This is a genomic window from Halomonas sp. DP3Y7-2, from assembly GCF_019800795.1.
In the GTDB taxonomy this organism is placed as follows: domain Bacteria; phylum Pseudomonadota; class Gammaproteobacteria; order Pseudomonadales; family Halomonadaceae; genus Halomonas; species Halomonas litopenaei_A.
The window spans coordinates 723,732-739,837 of sequence record NZ_JAHVKJ010000001.1; the positions used below are offsets into that span (position 1 = coordinate 723,732).

Consider the following 16,106-nt stretch of genomic DNA (forward strand, 5'->3'; position numbering starts at 1 on the left):
TTTCAATGTGCTAGTCTTGCGCCCTTCGTTTTTCTCGATGTGGACACCGAAAGACCATGAACCAGACGCTGGAACGCTGGAGTTCGCGCCGCGCCTTTATCCTGGCCGTGACCGGGGCCGCCGTGGGCCTCGGCAACATATGGCGCTTCCCCTATATCACCGGCGAAAACGGGGGCGCTGCCTTCCTCTTGCTGTATGTAGGGTTTGTGGTGGTGCTGGGCCTGCCCGTGATGATGGCCGAGATCATGATCGGCCGGGCCGGACGCAGGAGCCCGATGCAGTCGTTGGCGGAGCTGGCACGCCAGCGTGGCACCTCGACTCACTGGAAGTGGCTTGGTCTGTTCGGGGCCTTTACCGTCTTCTGTATTCTGTCGTTCTACTCGGTGGTGTCCGGCTGGTCCATCGATTTCATGGTCAACGCCTTCAGCGGCGGCTTTGCCGGCAAGAGTGGCCCGGAGATCGGCGCTGGCTTCGACGCCTTTCTCGCAGACCCCCTGCGCATGACGTTCAACCACACCCTGTTTTTGGTCATGACCATGGTGGTGGTGGCCGCGGGTGTGGCCAAGGGGCTCGAGCGCCTCAATAACCTGCTGATGCCTGCGCTGTATCTGTTATTGATCGTGCTGGCTGGCCACGCCGTGACCATGGACGGTTTTGGTCCCGCCATGGCATGGCTGTTCACTCCGGATTTTTCGGCGCTGACGCCGATGGTCTTCGTCCATGCCATGGGCCATGCCTTCTTCACCCTGGCGGTGGGTGCCTGTGCCTTGATGGCCTACGGCGCTTACATGCCTGACCATCAAAGCCTGCCCGGTGCCGCCGGTGCAGTGGCGGTGCTGGACGTGCTGGTCGCGCTGCTGGCCGGTATCGCCATCTTCTCGGTGGTGTTCACCCAGGGCATGGATCCTGGCGAAGGCCCTGGCCTGGTCTTTGTCACACTGCCGGTGGCCTTTGCGGATCTGCCTGGCGGTGCCTTCTGGCTTGGGTTGTTCTTCCTGTTGCTGTTGCTGGCGACCTGGACGTCGTCGATCAACCTGGCCGAACCGATGGTATCGACCCTGGTGGGATGGGGTCTCAGTCGTCGTCTGGCGGCATTGGCGGTGGGCATCTGCGTGTGGTTGGTGGGGCTATTATGTGTGCTGTCGTTCTCTACCTTGAGTGACGTCCACGTGATTGGCAGCATGAACTTCTTTGGCGTGGTCAGCACCATCCCGCCCGAGATCTTCCTGCCCCTCGGCGGCCTCTTGATCGCCATCTTTGCCGCGTGGGTGATGCCTGAGCGCGAGGCGCTGCGGGCGCTGGACGCTGGTCCCAACGGCTTTCGCGTGTGGCGCGCGGTCGTTCGCTGGGTCTCGATTCCGCTGGTGCTGGTGGTGCTGTTCAGCAGCCTGCTGTAGCCGCCGCTGACCGTGTTGCCCTTGTACCAGCCACGCTTCTCGAATAGCTGATAAGGAGTGCCGAGTATGACCGATAGTAACGACAACGCAGCGTCTGGCTCCCCCGTGTCGTCGCCCGCTCCCGGTTTTCCGGTGATCCGCTCCTGGCAGGGCAAGGCGCCGGTGCTGGGGGCGCGGGTCTACGTCGACCCCCAGTGCATGGTGCTGGGTGACGTGGTGTTGGGAGATGACTGCTCGGTGTGGCCGATGGCGGTGATTCGTGGTGACATGCACCGCATCCGCATCGGCTCCCGCACCAGCGTGCAGGATGGCAGCGTACTGCACATCACCCATGCCAGCGATTTCAATGCGGGGGGCTGGCCCTTGACCATCGGTGATGAGGTCACCATCGGGCACAAGGCCGTGCTGCATGGCTGCACCTTGGGTAACCGGATCCTGGTTGGCATGGGGGCCATCGTGATGGACGGGGCGGTGGTCGAGGATGAGGTGATCATCGCCGCCGGCGCCGTGGTGCCGCCCGGCAAGCGGCTGGAAAGCGGATACGTCTATGCCGGCAACCCGGCCAAGGCATTGCGCCCCTTGAAGGACAGTGAGCGGGCCTTCTTCCCCTATACCGCCGGCAACTACGTGAAGCTCAAGGATCAGTATCTTGAGAAAAATGCAGCCGGTTGACGTCGGTGCCGCAACGAGAGCACATCAGAAAACGCTGCCAAGGCAGCGTTTTTTTATGCTCATGTTCATTCCAACCAATTGTTTCTATTGAACTGCCGGGCGATAATCTGGTCATTTATCCAGTGCTGTATGTTTTTCGAGGAGCCTTCCCGGCATGGCCAACTTCCGCACCCACCTCAGCGTGGCCGCCGCCGGCGGCGCGGTGCTGGCCCATGGAGGCTGGCAGGCGGGGCTATGGTCGGCGCTCGATAGCCTGCCGATTCTGGCGCTGACCACCCTGGGTGGGATTTTGCCGGATATCGACTCGGACAGTTCCAAGGCCATCCGGCTGGTCTTCAACCTGCTGGCGGTGCCTGCGGTGGTGGCCGGGGCGGTGATGCTGCAGGAGCGGCTGAGCGACGGCACCCTGCTGTTGGTCTGCGGAGGTATCTATCTGGCGGTGCGCTATCTGGCGGGGGCGATATTCGCCCGCTTCACGGTTCATCGTGGCCTGTGGCATTCACTGCTGGCAGCGTCGATGTGCGGGTTGGCCACGAGTGCCATCAGTCATCGCTTGTTTGCCCCGCCTGATGCCATGGCCTGGGCCCACGGGGCCGCGCTGACCATGGGGTTTGCCATCCACCTGTTGCTCGACGAGCTGTACAGCGTGGACCTGGATGGGGCGCGCCTGAAACGTTCCTTCGGCACCGCTTTCAAGCCGTTCGACTGGGGCGACCCTGGCAATTCTGTGGCGATGCTGTGCGTCACCTTGAGTCTTGCGCCTTGGCTGCCTTCCTGGGATGTCCTGCAGGGGTTGCTCGATCAGGGCGTCGCACTGGTGTCATCGCGCTGGCGATAGTCATCCGGCTTGAGCTCATGTTTCTTGAGCTTGTCGTACAGCGTCTTGCGCGGCAGTCCCAGATGCTCACACACGTCGTTGATCCGGCCATGATGTCGTGCCAGCGATTGACTCAACAGCTGCTTTTCGAAGAGTTCGACTTGGCGGGGCAGGGGAAGCTCGCCGCCGTCACTGCCGACGCCTTCCATCAAGGCGTCGAGGCGATAGTCGCAGGTACTGCCGAGCAGCACGTAGCGCTCCGCCAGGTTGCGCAGCTCGCGGGCGTTGCCGGGCCAGTCGTGGGCCAGCAGCACCGAGACTCCAGGCGCGTCCAGGGGAGGCGCTTCCATGCCGCTGCGGCTGGCCGCGACCGCCGCGAAGTGCTGAAACAGCAGGGGAATGTCTTCGCGTCGCTCACGCAGGGGCGGGATCGACAGCGTGACGACGTTGAGGCGGTAGTAGAGATCTTCCCGGAATTCGCCCGCTTCGGCGGCCTCTCTCAGGTCGATCTTGGTCGCGGCAATGACCCGGATATCCAGCGCCACAGGCGTGTTGCTGCCAAGCCGCTCCACCTGCCGTTCCTGCAGCACCCGCAGCAGCTTTACCTGGAGAGCCAGCGGCATCGATTCAATTTCATCGAGGAAGACAGTGCCCCCCTCGGCGTGCTCGAACTTGCCAATACGCCTTTCCACGGCGCCGGTAAAGGCGCCTTTCTCGTGTCCGAACAGCTCCGACTCGATGGTGCTTTCCGGCACAGCGCCGCAGTTGATGGCGACGAAGGGCCTGCCGCCCCGGGCGCTGCGTTCATGAATCGCCCTTGCCACCAGGTCCTTGCCGGCGCCTGTCTCGCCGAACAACAGCACATCGGCTTCCACTTGGCTGATGCGTTGCACCATGGAGGATAGCCGTTTGATGGCCGGCGTGCGCCCGACCAGGCGGGGGCCGGGTGCCGTCTGCTGGGCCTCCAGCTCCGCCTTGAGATAGCGGTTCTCCAGGCTCAACCGGCGCTTGTCGATGCCGCGCCGAACCACCTCACTCAGTCGTTCACTGGGGAAGGGCTTTTCGAGAAAGTCCCAGGCCCCCTCGCGCATGGCTTCCACCGCGGTGGACACGTCGCCATGGCCGGTTATCAGCACCACGGGAAGGTCGGGATCACGCTGGCGAATTTCCTTGAGCAGGGCCATCCCGTCCATGCCAGGCATGCGAATGTCGCTGATCACCACGCCAGAGAAGTCCTTGTTTAACGTGGCCAGGGCCTGTTCGGCACTGGCGAAGGGCTCGGGGTGGTAGCCCGCCAGCTCCAGGGTCTGGCCAAGGGTGACCCTCAGGTGCTCCTCGTCATCGATGATCATCACGGGGGGCGCATCAGACATGGGGCGGCTTCTCTTGGTAGGGCATGGAACCGGGAGCCGGGGTGCTGGCGGCCCGCGGAAGGTCGATGGTAAAGCGTGCACCGCCGAGTGGCGAGACGCTGGCGGCCAGCCGTCCCCCCAGATCATCAATGATTCGGGCAGAGATGGACAGCCCCAAGCCAAGTCCGGCACCGGGTGCCTTGGTGGTGTAGAAGGGTTCGAAGACCTGGCGTCGTTGTGGTTCCGGAATGCCGGGGCCGTTGTCATCCACTCTGATGGTAATGCTGTCCTCGGTGGCCGCGACACCGAGGACAAGCTTTGGCTCGGCGACGTGGGCCATGGCTTGCAGCGCATTGCCGATCAGGTTGACCAGCACCTGTTCCAGCCGGACCAGGTCAGCCAGCACCCATGGCGCTTCGTCGGGAAGGTCGAACACGACGTCGACATGCTGCTCGTCCAGACGTGTCTTGAACAGCCGCAGCGCATAGTCAATGCAGGCACGGGTGGACACTGGGCTCGGTGGCTCCCCGCTCTTGCGTGAGAATTGGCGCAGCTGGGCGCTGATGTCGGCCATGCGTCCAGTGAGTTCAATGATCTCGCCCAGATTGGTGTCGACCGTGTCCAGACGTTCCCGGGCGAGAAAGCCTCGGGCATTCTCTGCGTAGGCGCGAATCGCGGCCAGCGGTTGGTTCAGCTCATGATTGATACCGGCAGCCAGCTGACCGAGAACGGCCAGCTTGGCCGCCTGGATCAGCTCGTCGCGGGTCTGTCGCAGGGTGGCTTCGGTGCGCCGGCGCTCATCGATTTCCGCGGACAGACGCTGGTTGCTGGCGACCAGATCCTGGGTGCGGCTGGCGACGTTGCGCTCCAGTTCATCTCTGGCCTTGGCCAGGGTGGTGCGTTCCCGTTCAGCAAAGGCCTCGCGCTCGCGACGAAGTCGGTGCCGTTGCCAGCCAACGCCGCAGGCCAAGGCCAGCAAGCCATACAGCCCCCCGCCCATCAGCATGGCTTGCCACTGGGCGTCATTGACCGGGCCCATGGGCTTGAGAATATGCATCTGCCAGCCAAGCGTCGCAAAGTCGCGGGTAACGCTCAGATACCGTTGGTCGGCCAGCGGGCCTTGGGTAAAGCCCACCAGGCGTGCCCCTTGGTCCAGCTGGTCGTGGGTGAACAGGTGGCTGGCGGTCAGCGGCTCGTCGGCGTAGCGACGGGATGAGCGCAGCTGGTCAAGGCGCTCGGGGCTGAGAGGATCGAGCGACGTAAGTCTCAGTTCTGGCTGGCTGGACATGAACACGATACCGTTCTGATCGACCACCAGCAGGCTGGAATTTGGGCCTTGCCAGCTGGCTTCCAGCGCGTCGACGCGAATCTTGACCACCATGACGCCGGCGGGGGTCGCGTCCGGTGCGGTGTCATCCAGCCAGACCGGGGCCGAAAAGTAGTAGCCACGATCCATGGAGACTACGCCGAGGCCGTGGAAGCGGCCATAGTGCCCGGCAATGGCATCCTGGTAGTAGGGGCGAAAGCGGTAGTTTTCGCCGATGAAGGTATCTTCGCGGTGCCAGTTGCTGGCCGCCAGCGTTGTGCCTTCGGCATCGAGCAGGTAAATGTCCGACACCCCGGTGGTACTTCTGAAACGATTGAACAACCGGTTGAGCGGCATGGCGTTCTGGTCGTCGGGTGCACTCAGGTAGCGCTTGACCGTCTCCCGCGTGGCGAGAAGTTCTGGCAGATATTCATGGCGGGACAGGTAGCCGGTGAGGCCGGTGGCCGATAGCCTCAATTCGGTTTGCGCATCTCGTTGCAGGGTGGTCAGGGCGCGCTCCCTGGCGATATCCGCACTTTGCCAGATGACCAGCGCCAGGCCGAGGATGAGCGCGGCCAGCAGGGCCAGGGTCAGCGGACGCCGGTGGCGTGTCTTATGCCCGCTCATCATCGCCTAGAGTGACCGTCTCGGAGGCATTACCTGGGCCCGTCTGAGCGCTCGCTGCGCCCGCGTTTCGGCGCGTTCCATCTCGAGCAGGCCTTCCTCGACATAGACCAGGTGTTCGTGGGAGCGTGCCTGGGCATCTTCTGCGCGGCCCTCGAGAATGGCGTCGAGCAACGCCCGGTGCTGGGTCATGAGCCGCGGGCGCGACTCGGGCTTCTCGAACAGGTGGGCCAGGTTGTCCACGATGCTGCGCTCCAGCAGGTGGAAGATGCCGCGAATCGTGTGCAGCAGCAGGACATTATGGGCGGATTCGGCGATCGCCAGGTGAAAGGCCGCGTCCGCCTTGGCTTCGCCCTTGGGGTCCTCGCCGAGAAAGGCGACCTCGAGTTCCTCGAAGCGTTGGATCAACAGTGCCTTGTCCGTGGGTGTGGAGCGCAGCGCCGCATAGTAGGCGGACAGGCCTTCCATGGCATCACGGAATTCCAGAAGATCCAGGTGGAACTCACCGTGTCGCGACAACATTTCCAGCAGCGGATCACTGTAGCCGCTGTTCAAGGATTCCGTGATGTAGGTGCCACCACCCTGTCGACTTACCAGCAGCCCCCTGGCAGCCAGTTTCTGGATGGCCTCTCGCAGAGACGGACGCGATACGCCAAAGCGCTCAGCCAGCTCGCGCTCGGGAGGCAGTCGCTGGCCTGGCGTCAGGCTGCCTTCAAGAATCAGCGCCTCGAGTCGTTCGGTAATCACGTCGGCCAGGCGTGGCTGGCGCACGGGTTGGTAAGCCATGTGGGCGTCACTGGTCTGTGAGATGTGTCCAGAGTGTACCGCTTAGAAATTGGTATTACCAAAAAATGAGCATGATGAGACGTCATACAGTCTGTGGATACTTGCTAGCAATTCAATAGCTTGTCGCGCCGTTAATTTCCTGTAATACCAAAGTATAGAGGGATTGCTGGGCAAAAGCCGGCAACAGGTTTGACACTGTAGTGGCGCGACTCTACTGTGCCTTTATTCGGCGTTGTCAATTGGTTTTACCAATTTACCCAATTCGCGGGGTAGGCCTTGTGCCACCAGCGTCCGTACCTGACTTGATAGGCCTTTTCGGCAGCTCTCTGTTGGCTATGGAGCATGGGTCAAGCTAGGGCGGGGAACAATAAACGACAGCGCCTGCCGTGCCTGACCCTGAGGACCCCACCATGACCGCCGTCAAGTTATACCCTCCTCGACCCGACAAGGTTTACTTGTTTGGTACCTGCCTGATCGACATGCTGTATCCCGAGGCTGGGCTGGATAGCCTGCGCCTGCTGGAGCGAGAAGGCATCGAGGTCATCTACCCCCAGGACCAGACGTGCTGCGGTCAGCCGGCCTATACCTCGGGGTATCACAGTGAGGCTCGCGAAGTGGCGCGGGCTCAACTGGACCTGTTTCCCGGGCCCTGGCCCATCATCGTGCCGTCCGGCTCCTGTGGCGGCATGATGCGAACGCACTACCCGGACCTGTTTGCGGGAACCGAGGACGAGGCGAAGGCCACAGAGTTGGCGAGCCGGGTCTTCGAGTTGACCGAGTTCCTGGTGCACGTCTGTCACCTGACGCTTGACGACAGGGGCGCCCCGGAAAAGGTGGCGATGCATACCTCTTGCAGTGCGCGCCGTGAGATGGGCCTGGCTGACACCGGGCCGGCTCTGTTGCAGCGCCTGGGGCATGTCGAGTTGGTAGAGCAGGAACGAGCCAGCGAGTGCTGTGGATTTGGTGGAACCTTTGCGGTGCGCCATCCAGAGGTGTCCGGCGCCATGGTCGAGGACAAGAGTCGTGCGCTGGAGGCCGCAGGCGCGGATCACTTCGTCACCTCGGACTGCGGCTGCTTGATGAACATCGGTGGCCGCCTGGCTCATCGCGACAGCTCGCTCAAGGGTGAGCATATCGCTTCCTATCTGTGGCGGAGGACCTCATGAACCAGCCGGTACAGACGTTCACTCCTCAGGCGTTTCATCAGCAGGCCCATGCGGCGCTGGAGAACCCTCAGATCCGTGCCAATTTCCGCAAGGCCATGGATGGACTGATGGGCAAGCGGCGCGAGGCGTTTTCAGATTGGGATCTGGAGACCTTGCGCCAGCTTGGCGCCAATATTCGCCTGCGTGCCCTGTCCAAGCTGCCGGACCTGCTGGAGCAGTTGGAGGCGAACTGCGAAGCCAACGGTATTCGCGTGCATTGGGCGGAGAATGGCGAGCAGGCCTGCGCAATGATCACGGAGATCTGCCAGCAGCATGGCGCCTCTTCGGTGATCAAGGGCAAGTCCATGGTGTCCGAGGAAATGCACCTCAATGCTCACCTCGAGCAGGCCGGTATCGAGGCGCTGGAATCCGATTTGGGAGAGTACCTGGTCCAGCTCAACGAGCAGACGCCCTCGCACATCATCATGCCGGCGATTCACCTGAATACCGATGAAATCTCCGACATCATGCATGACCGCACCGGGACGGAACGCACCCGGGATGTCGATGCCATGACGGCCGCGGCACGTGCCCAACTGCGCGAGCGATTCATGGCGGCAGATGTCGGGGTATCCGGGGTCAATTTTGCGGTCGCCGAGACAGGCACATTGTGTCTCGTGGAAAACGAAGGCAATGGCCGTATGACGACGACGGCGCCGCCCGTGCATATTGCGGTGACAGGTATCGAAAAGGTGGTGGAGCATCTCGCGGATGTTGCCCCGCTGTACGCATTGCTGACCCGCTCGGCGACCGGTCAGCATGTCACCACCTACTTCAACATGATCAGTTCACCGCGCAAGGCGGGTGAGCACGATGGGCCCAAGGAAGTGCACCTTGTGTTGGTGGACAGCGGACGTTCGCGGATCTATCAAGATGACGAGCTGCTGGATACGTTGCGCTGCATCCGCTGTGGGGCCTGCATGAACCACTGCCCGGTCTACACTCGGGTCGGTGGGCATACCTATGGCACCACCTACCCAGGGCCGATTGGCGCCATCCTCATGCCTCACCTGATGGGGCTGGAAGCCACCAAGGACCTGCCGTCGGCATCGAGTTTGTGCGGTGCCTGTGGTGAGGTCTGCCCGGTCAAGATCCCCATTCCCGACCTGCTGGTGCGGTTGCGTCGTGAAGCGGTCGGTGACGGAGTTGGTAATGTGCCGGGAGCCGGCGTCAAACGGTCGCGCAAGGAAGTGGCCGCATGGAAAAGCTGGCAGTGGCTGGCGACGCATCCCAATGCCTGGCGCGGCGCCAGTCTGATCGCCGGTAGTTTCAGGGGGCTGGCACCGTCTCACCTGGGGCCATGGACGGAGTACCGCACGGCTCCCAAACCAGCAAAGTCGTCGCTTCATACGCTGATCAAGCGTCACCGCAAGGAGCAGGATTCATGAGTGCAAGAGACAGTATCCTGGCTCGCCTGCGAGATCGCCAAGGCAGCGCTCTGGTGGCACCGGAAAGTGACTTCGCTGTCGTGACAGGGCGGGGCTGGTCCCGTGAAGAGCGGGCGGAGCGGTTCACTCGCTGGATTACCTCGGTGCATGGCGAGGTGGTCCGCTGCAACACGGCGGATTGGACCGATGCGCTTGCAGGTGTGCTGGCAGAAAAGCAGATTCGCCGGCTGGCGCTGGGGCGACAGCATCCGGTGGCCCTGGCCGCGCGCGATGCCCTGGCAAGCCACCAGGTGGAGCTGATCGATGCCGATCGCGACATCGAGGCCTGGCAGGAGGAGCTGTTTCAGCATGTCGACGCGGGGCTGACGTCAACTCGTGGCGGGATTGCTGAGACGGGCAGCCTGTGGCTATGGCCCGACGCGGACGAGCCGCGCCTGCTGAGCCTCGTGCCACCTCTGCATATTGCGGTGCTGGATGTCGACGCCATCGAGGATACGCTGTTCGATGTCATCACTCATCAAGGGTGGGCGAGTGGCATGCCGACCAACGCTCTGTTGATTTCTGGTCCCAGCAAGACGGCGGACATCGAGCAGACCCTGGCCTACGGGGTGCACGGCCCTCGCGAGTTGGTAGTTATTCTGCGCGACGGTTGACGCACCGATACGCGAAGAAAGTACGACACTACCGAGTCGGCCTGCGCGGATGACCCTGACGTTTGTCATATAAGTTGGCTATAGTGTTGTGCTTCCGATATCGCATAGTTGTCGGTGCACGGAGTGCAACCCGTTACATGGAGGCAGGCATGTCGAAACAACCGCTGGGCGAAAAGCGCCCGATATTCCTTTCCTTTTCCCCAGTGGTGCTGGTCGGCGGATTGTCGCTGGCAGTGTTGCTGGCGGGCTGTCAGGAAGGAGCGGACGGAGAGTCCGCGAATGATGGCCAGGCCAGCTCATCTGCCCAGGGCCGTTTTATCGAGGCACCGGAAAGTGCGGCCGGCGAACCGATCGAAGGCGAGCTGACATCGCAAAGTGGCGTCAACCTCAACAACGGGTCGCGCTTTGGAAGCCACTGGGTCTGCGGCAGCGAAGGTGCGGGTGAGCTATATCAGCTGGATTCGCCGTTCGCCGCCACGCTCTCGGTCTATGACGAACGTGGCCGTTGGCAGGGCGGGGCGGAAAGCTCGGAGCAGGCGCCGGCATCGCTGCTGCTGGGGCCGTCAGAAGGTTGCTCGCTGGTGGTCGTCAACAGCACCGACATGTCCGGCTTTGGCCCCTACGCATTGACACCTTCCCAGCAACAGGGCGCCGAGTCGCTGACGGATGGAGAGGCTGTCGTCGGCGTTCTGGGCGAAGAGACGGCCAGTTACCCCATCAGCCTGGACGACACCCGTCAGGTCACTCTGACGCTGGCCGGCGCGTCCAGTGCCGCGCTGGTACTCGAAGGCAACGAAGCATCCCACAAGGCAGCCCGCTGTGGCGATGATCAGCAGACGCTGGAGGCCTTCCTGACGCCTGGCGATTATGAGGTGCGTCTGGTGCCCGGTCAGCCGGTGAAGGAGCGGGTGGATGTTGCCTGTGAAGATGACTTCGTCAGCGTGGGCGGCGGCTATCGTCTGACGATGGAACAGGCTGACCTGTCGCGTGGCGAGCGCAACAGCGGTCCGCTGCGTTCTGGTGACAGCATTACCGGCACGCTGGATGACGCCTCTTCCAGCAACACCTACGAGCTTTCTATTGCAGAGCCCACCAACGTCACTCTGTCGCTCAGCTCAGATGACTTCGATACGGTTCTGCAGGTGCGCGGCGGCCAGACCAACATCGATGTCGATGACACTGGCAGCGGCACCAATTCCCTGCTTGAAAGCGTTCTCATGCCAGGCGACTACCGCGTGGTGGTCACTGGCTATGGCGGAGAGTCCGGAGCCTATGCACTTGAGCTCGACACGACGCCGTTTGATGGCGAGTTGAAGAACGAGGGCGAGCTCGTGCCTGGCGAATCCGTGCAGGGCATGGCGGGTGGTATGCAGCCCAATACCTACACCCTGACCATCGAACAGGCCTCCGAAGTATCGATCGGAGTGTCGTCCTCGGCGTTTGATACCCAGCTCTATCTGGAGGGCAACGGGGTAGCCTTGAGCGATGATGACGGCGGTGGTGGCACCAACTCCCGCATCGATACCGTGCTGGAGCCGGGCAGCTACCGGGTCGAAGTCAGCAGCTACTCGGGTTCGTCAGCCGGGACCTTCCTGCTCGAGTCCAGCGTCAATGCCTTTGACGGTGAGTTGCGAAACAGCGGCGAACTGCAGTCAGGCGAGACGGTGCGAGGCATGCTGGGAAGCAGCGGCAGCAATGGCTACACCTTTACGCTTGATGAGGCGGCTGAAGTGACGCTGGAACTGAACTCCAGTGCTTTCGATGCCTTGCTGGGCTTGAGCGGAGGAAGTGTCGACACCAGTGACGACGATGGCGGTTCTGGCACCAATTCGCGCATCCATGCCGTACTGGAGCCGGGTACGTATCAGGTGAACGCGCAAAGTTTCAGTGGCAGCGGCAGTTATTCACTGAGGCTGACACAGCAGCCGTTCAGCGGCGATTTCCGCACCGGTGGTGAGATTCGCACTGGCGAAACGGTGTATGGCCAGCTTGAGGTCAATGGCGAGCTGACCTATACCCTGGTCGTCGAGGAGGCTGGTGTGGTCAGCGTCGAGACCCAGTCGGAGGCCGTGGATACCCTGCTGGAGCTCGAGGGTAATGGCGTCTTCTTTCAGGATGACGACAGCGGCAGCACCGACCTCGGGTCATTGATCGAGACCACGCTGGAGCCTGGTGAGTACCAGGTCTCGGTCACCGGCTACGGTGGCAATGGCGGCATTGTTCGCGTCGATGTCAGGCCCTGATAACCGGTGCCAGGATAGCAGGCCTACTTGTGGAGGGCGGGGCTGCGCCTCTGCGCGACACAGGCCTGCTGACTAACCCCGAAGCGCCAAACGCCACTCTTAGGAGTGGCGTTTTTGCATCTGAACAGCTGCAATACTAGCCATCGGACAGGGAGAGCATCATGACGGCCATTTCCACCACACCCCCCAGCATCTCCATGGACTCGCTGGTCGAGCGATTGAAGCAGCATCTGCCGGAAGCGCGCCTGGTCACCGACCCATTGCGACGCCTGGCCTATGGGACGGATGCCAGCTTTTATCGGTTGGTGCCAAGCCTGGTGGTGCGGCCGCAGACCGAGCAGGAGCTGCGCTCTGTGATTGAGGCCTGCCGCGAGGGGCACTGGCCGATGACCTTTCGCGCGGCCGGCACGTCATTGTCCGGGCAAGCCATCACCGACGGTGTATTGATTCAGCTCGGCCGTGGTTGGCGGGGTGCCGAGGTGCTCGACAATGGGGCTCGCATCGACCTGCAGCCCGCTGTCATTGGTGCCAGGGCCAACGAGTTGCTGGCGCCCTTCGATCGCAAGATCGGCCCTGACCCTGCGTCCATTGCCAGCTGCATGATCGGCGGTATCGCGGCGAATAACGCATCCGGCATGTGTTGCGGCACCGCTCAGAATACCTATATGACGCTCGACAGTATCCGCGTGGTGCTGCTGGATGGTGCTGTGCTCGATACCGCTGATACGGCCAGTGTCGAGGCGTTCCGCAAGAGTCACGCGGTGCTGCTGGACGGGTTGGAGCGGCTGGCCGCCGGCGTGCGTACCGATGTCGAACTGGCAAGGCGTATTCGCCACAAGTACCGGCTCAAGAATACCACCGGCTACGCGCTGAACAGTCTGCTGGATTACCGTGATGGCGTCGACATCCTGGCCCACCTGATGATCGGGTCTGAAGGGACTCTCGGTTGTATCACGCGCATTACGTATCACACCGTGCCAGAACCACCCCGTCGTGCAGCGGCCATGATCTTCTTCCCCGACCTGGGCAGTGCCTGTCGTGCGACCATCGCGCTCAAGGGTACGGGGGTTGCGGCAGTAGAGCTGATGGATCGTGCCGGACTCCGCGCGGTGGAGCGGCAGCCAGGGATGCCCGAGCACCTTCGTGATCTGCCGTCAGGTGCCACCGCGCTGCTGGTGGATGTACGTGAGCAGGATGGCGACACCTTGGCTGCGCGTATCGATGACGTCAATCAGGCCCTTGAGGGCATCATGACGCTGGAGCCTGTCACCTTCACTGAAGATCCCGTCAGCTACGCCCTCTACTGGAAAGTTCGCAAGGGGTTGTTCCCGGCGGTGGGTGCCGTTCGCGACCTGGGGACGACGGTGATCATCGAAGACGTTGCCTTTCCGATCGAGCGGCTGGAGGAGGGCGTTGCCGCGCTGACCGCCGCGTTCAAGCGCCATGGCTATGACGATGCCCTGCTGTTTGGTCACGCGCTTGAGGGCAACCTGCATTTTGTTTTCCCACAGGGTTTCGAGCGCGCGGGCGAAAAAGAGCGTTATCAGGCCTTGATGGCTGACGTCGCCCAACTGGTGGCGGTTGAGTTCGGTGGCTCCCTGAAGGCGGAGCATGGCACAGGCCGCAACATGGCCCCCTTTGTCGAGCTGGAATGGGGCAAGGAAGCGTATGACCTGATGTGGCAGATCAAGGCGCTGTTCGACGCGGACCATCTGTTGAATCCCGAGGTCATGCTGACCCGAAATCCAACCTTGCACCTCGAGAACTTGAAGCCTCTACCCGAGGCTGACGCCATCGTCGATCGCTGCATCGAATGTGGCTTCTGCGAAGCGGTGTGCCCCTCCCGGGAACTGACGCTGACACCCCGCCAGCGCATCGTGCTGACGCGTGAGCAGGCCAGGCTGGCCAACCTTGAGCAACCCACCGATGCAGACAGGGAGCGGTCGGAAGCCTTTGGTCGGACAGCACTTTATGACATCGATACGTCCTGTGCGGCAGATGGTATGTGTGGTACCCGCTGTCCCGTCGGCATCAATACCGGCGAGCTGGTGCTTGCCATGCGTGAAGAGCGGCATGTCGGCAAGCAGCAGTTGGCGAGACGCATCGGACGGCATTTTTCCGGTGTGACCCGAGTCGCACGAAGTGGCCTGCGAGGGGCAAGCGTCGCAAGGGCGGTGATCGGCGACAGGCTGATGGCGACGGCAAGCCAGGGCTTGCACCAGGTCAGCAACAAGAGGATTCCCCAGTGGATTCCGTCGATTCCCGCGGCCGCCCCCATTCGCGTGTTGTCATCCGTGGCCCAGGTGGGCGAGGGGCGCGACCCAGTGGTGTACTTTCCCTCCTGTGCTACGCGAGTCTTCGGCGCAGACAAGCGCGACAGCAGTGCGCGGGCGGTAATGGAAGTGGTACTGGCGCTTCTGGACAAGGCCGGCTATGACGTGATCATTCCTGAAATGCCGGGTCATCTGTGCTGTGGCATGCCCTTTTCCTCGAAGGGGATGGCGAATGAGGCCATGCACAAGGCGAGGGAGTTGAACCGAGAGCTCTTGGCCGCAAGCCATAACGGCAGGGTGCCGATCCTCTTTGATACCAGCCCCTGCAGTCAGCAGGTGGAGCAGCACCTTGATGCGCGTTTGAAGATTCAGGAGCCGGTCGCGTTTGCCCATGACTATCTGCTGCCTCGCCTGGACATCGCCCCGGTGGAAAGCAAGGTCGCCGTTCATGTGACCTGCTCCAGTCATCGCAAAGGCCTGACTGAGGCGTTTATCGCGCTGGCTCGTGCGTGTGCCAAGGACGTTGTCGTTCCAGAGGGCATCAGCTGCTGTGGTTTTGCCGGTGACAAGGGTTTACGGGTGCCAGAGCTGACCGCATCGTCCCTGCAGGACCTTGCGGGGCAAGTGGTGGGCTGCGAATTTGGTGTCTCCAATTCGCGAACCTGTGAAATGGGGATGACCGAGCACTCAGGCCTGACGTACCACTCAATCCTTGAGCTGCTTGATCGTGCCAGCCAGCCGAGGGGCGTCAACTCATAGCACACTGCTGCGCGCCTTCATGGGTAGAGGTGCGGCTTGGCGCCCGGATAGAAGGCGCCAATGGGGTGTAGATAGAGCGCGTGTGCAGGAGCGTATGACCGGGTGTGTGACAAACAAGAGACAGGGCGATGAACTTTTTTGATTCAGGCTATTGCCAAGCTGCCTCGAGATCCGTAAAGTACGTATCCGCTGCCGGCGACGAGCAAACGTCACAGGCGGTGAAGAGTGGTGAAAGTAGTTGATTTGAAAAGGCTTTTTTAAGCTTCTCGGAAAAATCACTGCTTGACGAGCAACGAGAAATCGGTAAAATGCTCGCCACTTGATCGGAGCCGCCGACAGGGCATCGTTGGATGCGCTGAGGCACGCTTCGCTCTCTTTTGAAGTCTGAAAGCATCGCTTGCAGGACGCAAAAGAAAGCGCTTGACGAAACGCTTCGATTCTGTAGAATACGTCTTCCTCGCAGGGCGCTGAGCAAAGCGCTCGGCAACAGTGAGGCGCTCATTGAGCTCACCAGAGTCAAGAGCACGCTCTTTAAAAATTGATCAGGTAATTCATGTGGGCGCTTGCCGATGAGTCAGTGACAATGTCACTGAAATATCAAGGCAAGCGACTCGTCAAACGAGACGTTTGA

General features: G+C 61.8%; 11 protein-coding genes. 8 read left to right on the forward strand and 3 right to left on the reverse strand.

The genetic code is table 11. The features are described from left to right. The first annotated feature begins 56 nt into the window (after positions 1 to 56). From KUV45_RS03205 to KUV45_RS03215, 3 genes are all read left to right on the forward strand, one after another. Positions 57 to 1,397, forward strand: a complete 1,341-nt coding sequence (locus KUV45_RS03205; RefSeq protein WP_206942546.1) for a sodium-dependent transporter — start codon at positions 57 to 59, stop codon at positions 1,395 to 1,397. 66 nt (positions 1,398 to 1,463) lie between these two features. Continuing rightward, positions 1,464 to 2,069: a gamma carbonic anhydrase family protein gene (locus KUV45_RS03210; protein WP_224851886.1), complete on the forward strand. Its 606-nt coding sequence runs from the start codon at positions 1,464 to 1,466 to the stop codon at positions 2,067 to 2,069. A 154-nt stretch (positions 2,070 to 2,223) separates the two neighbouring features. After that, positions 2,224 to 2,907: a metal-dependent hydrolase gene (locus KUV45_RS03215; RefSeq protein WP_206942548.1), complete on the forward strand. Its 684-nt coding sequence runs from the start codon at positions 2,224 to 2,226 to the stop codon at positions 2,905 to 2,907. On the opposite strand, the gene KUV45_RS03220 is transcribed toward KUV45_RS03215, so the two are convergent. From KUV45_RS03220 to KUV45_RS03230, 3 genes are read right to left on the reverse strand one after another with little or no spacing between them, the layout of a single operon-like run. Next, positions 2,871 to 4,259, reverse strand: a complete 1,389-nt coding sequence (locus tag KUV45_RS03220) for a sigma-54 dependent transcriptional regulator (protein WP_206942549.1) — start codon at positions 4,257 to 4,259, stop codon at positions 2,871 to 2,873. The genes KUV45_RS03215 and KUV45_RS03220 overlap by 37 nt on opposite strands. Beyond that, positions 4,252 to 6,174, reverse strand: coding sequence for an ATP-binding protein (locus KUV45_RS03225; protein WP_224851885.1), 1,923 nt, complete (start codon positions 6,172 to 6,174; stop codon positions 4,252 to 4,254). Before KUV45_RS03225 ends, KUV45_RS03220 begins: the two co-directional genes overlap by 8 nt. Before the next feature lie 3 nt (positions 6,175 to 6,177). Next, entirely contained in the window at positions 6,178 to 6,954 is a 777-nt protein-coding gene (locus KUV45_RS03230; RefSeq protein ID WP_206942550.1) for a GntR family transcriptional regulator, read from the reverse strand. Positions 6,955 to 7,364: 410 nt separating this feature from the next. Between KUV45_RS03230 and KUV45_RS03235 the strand changes: the two genes are divergently transcribed. The 5 genes from KUV45_RS03235 (at position 7,365) to KUV45_RS03255 (ending at position 15,475) form a co-directional block, all read left to right on the forward strand. Next, positions 7,365 to 8,120: a (Fe-S)-binding protein gene (locus KUV45_RS03235; RefSeq protein ID WP_206942551.1), complete on the forward strand. Its 756-nt coding sequence runs from the start codon at positions 7,365 to 7,367 to the stop codon at positions 8,118 to 8,120. Then, positions 8,117 to 9,547: a LutB/LldF family L-lactate oxidation iron-sulfur protein gene (locus KUV45_RS03240; protein WP_206942552.1), complete on the forward strand. Its 1,431-nt coding sequence runs from the start codon at positions 8,117 to 8,119 to the stop codon at positions 9,545 to 9,547. The genes KUV45_RS03235 and KUV45_RS03240 overlap by 4 nt, the downstream gene beginning before the upstream one ends. Continuing rightward, positions 9,544 to 10,200 carry a lactate utilization protein gene (locus KUV45_RS03245; protein WP_222162123.1) on the forward strand — a complete coding sequence of 219 codons (657 nt, stop codon included), beginning with the start codon at positions 9,544 to 9,546 and terminating at the stop codon, positions 10,198 to 10,200. The genes KUV45_RS03240 and KUV45_RS03245 overlap by 4 nt, the downstream gene beginning before the upstream one ends. 149 nt (positions 10,201 to 10,349) lie before the next feature. After that, entirely contained in the window at positions 10,350 to 12,443 is a 2,094-nt protein-coding gene (locus tag KUV45_RS03250) for a hypothetical protein (RefSeq protein ID WP_206942554.1), read from the forward strand. A gap of 161 nt (positions 12,444 to 12,604) precedes the next feature. Next, entirely contained in the window at positions 12,605 to 15,475 is a 2,871-nt protein-coding gene (locus tag KUV45_RS03255) for an FAD-binding and (Fe-S)-binding domain-containing protein (RefSeq protein ID WP_224851884.1), read from the forward strand. The last annotated feature ends 631 nt before the right edge of the window (positions 15,476 to 16,106 follow it).

What these genes read in the sequence shown, in the direction of transcription:
- KUV45_RS03205 (WP_206942546.1), top strand. Translation starts at nt 57, where the DNA reads ATGAACCAGACGCTGGAACGCTGGAGTTCGCGCCGCGCCTTTATCCTG.
- KUV45_RS03210 (WP_224851886.1), top strand. Translation starts at nt 1,464, where the DNA reads ATGACCGATAGTAACGACAACGCAGCGTCTGGCTCCCCCGTGTCGTCG.
- KUV45_RS03215 (WP_206942548.1), top strand. Translation starts at nt 2,224, where the DNA reads ATGGCCAACTTCCGCACCCACCTCAGCGTGGCCGCCGCCGGCGGCGCG.
- KUV45_RS03220 (WP_206942549.1), bottom strand. Translation starts at nt 4,259, where the DNA reads ATGTCTGATGCGCCCCCCGTGATGATCATCGATGACGAGGAGCACCTG.
- KUV45_RS03225 (WP_224851885.1), bottom strand. Translation starts at nt 6,174, where the DNA reads ATGATGAGCGGGCATAAGACACGCCACCGGCGTCCGCTGACCCTGGCC.
- KUV45_RS03230 (WP_206942550.1), bottom strand. Translation starts at nt 6,954, where the DNA reads ATGGCTTACCAACCCGTGCGCCAGCCACGCCTGGCCGACGTGATTACC.
- KUV45_RS03235 (WP_206942551.1), top strand. Translation starts at nt 7,365, where the DNA reads ATGACCGCCGTCAAGTTATACCCTCCTCGACCCGACAAGGTTTACTTG.
- KUV45_RS03240 (WP_206942552.1), top strand. Translation starts at nt 8,117, where the DNA reads ATGAACCAGCCGGTACAGACGTTCACTCCTCAGGCGTTTCATCAGCAG.
- KUV45_RS03245 (WP_222162123.1), top strand. Translation starts at nt 9,544, where the DNA reads ATGAGTGCAAGAGACAGTATCCTGGCTCGCCTGCGAGATCGCCAAGGC.
- KUV45_RS03250 (WP_206942554.1), top strand. Translation starts at nt 10,350, where the DNA reads ATGTCGAAACAACCGCTGGGCGAAAAGCGCCCGATATTCCTTTCCTTT.
- KUV45_RS03255 (WP_224851884.1), top strand. Translation starts at nt 12,605, where the DNA reads ATGACGGCCATTTCCACCACACCCCCCAGCATCTCCATGGACTCGCTG.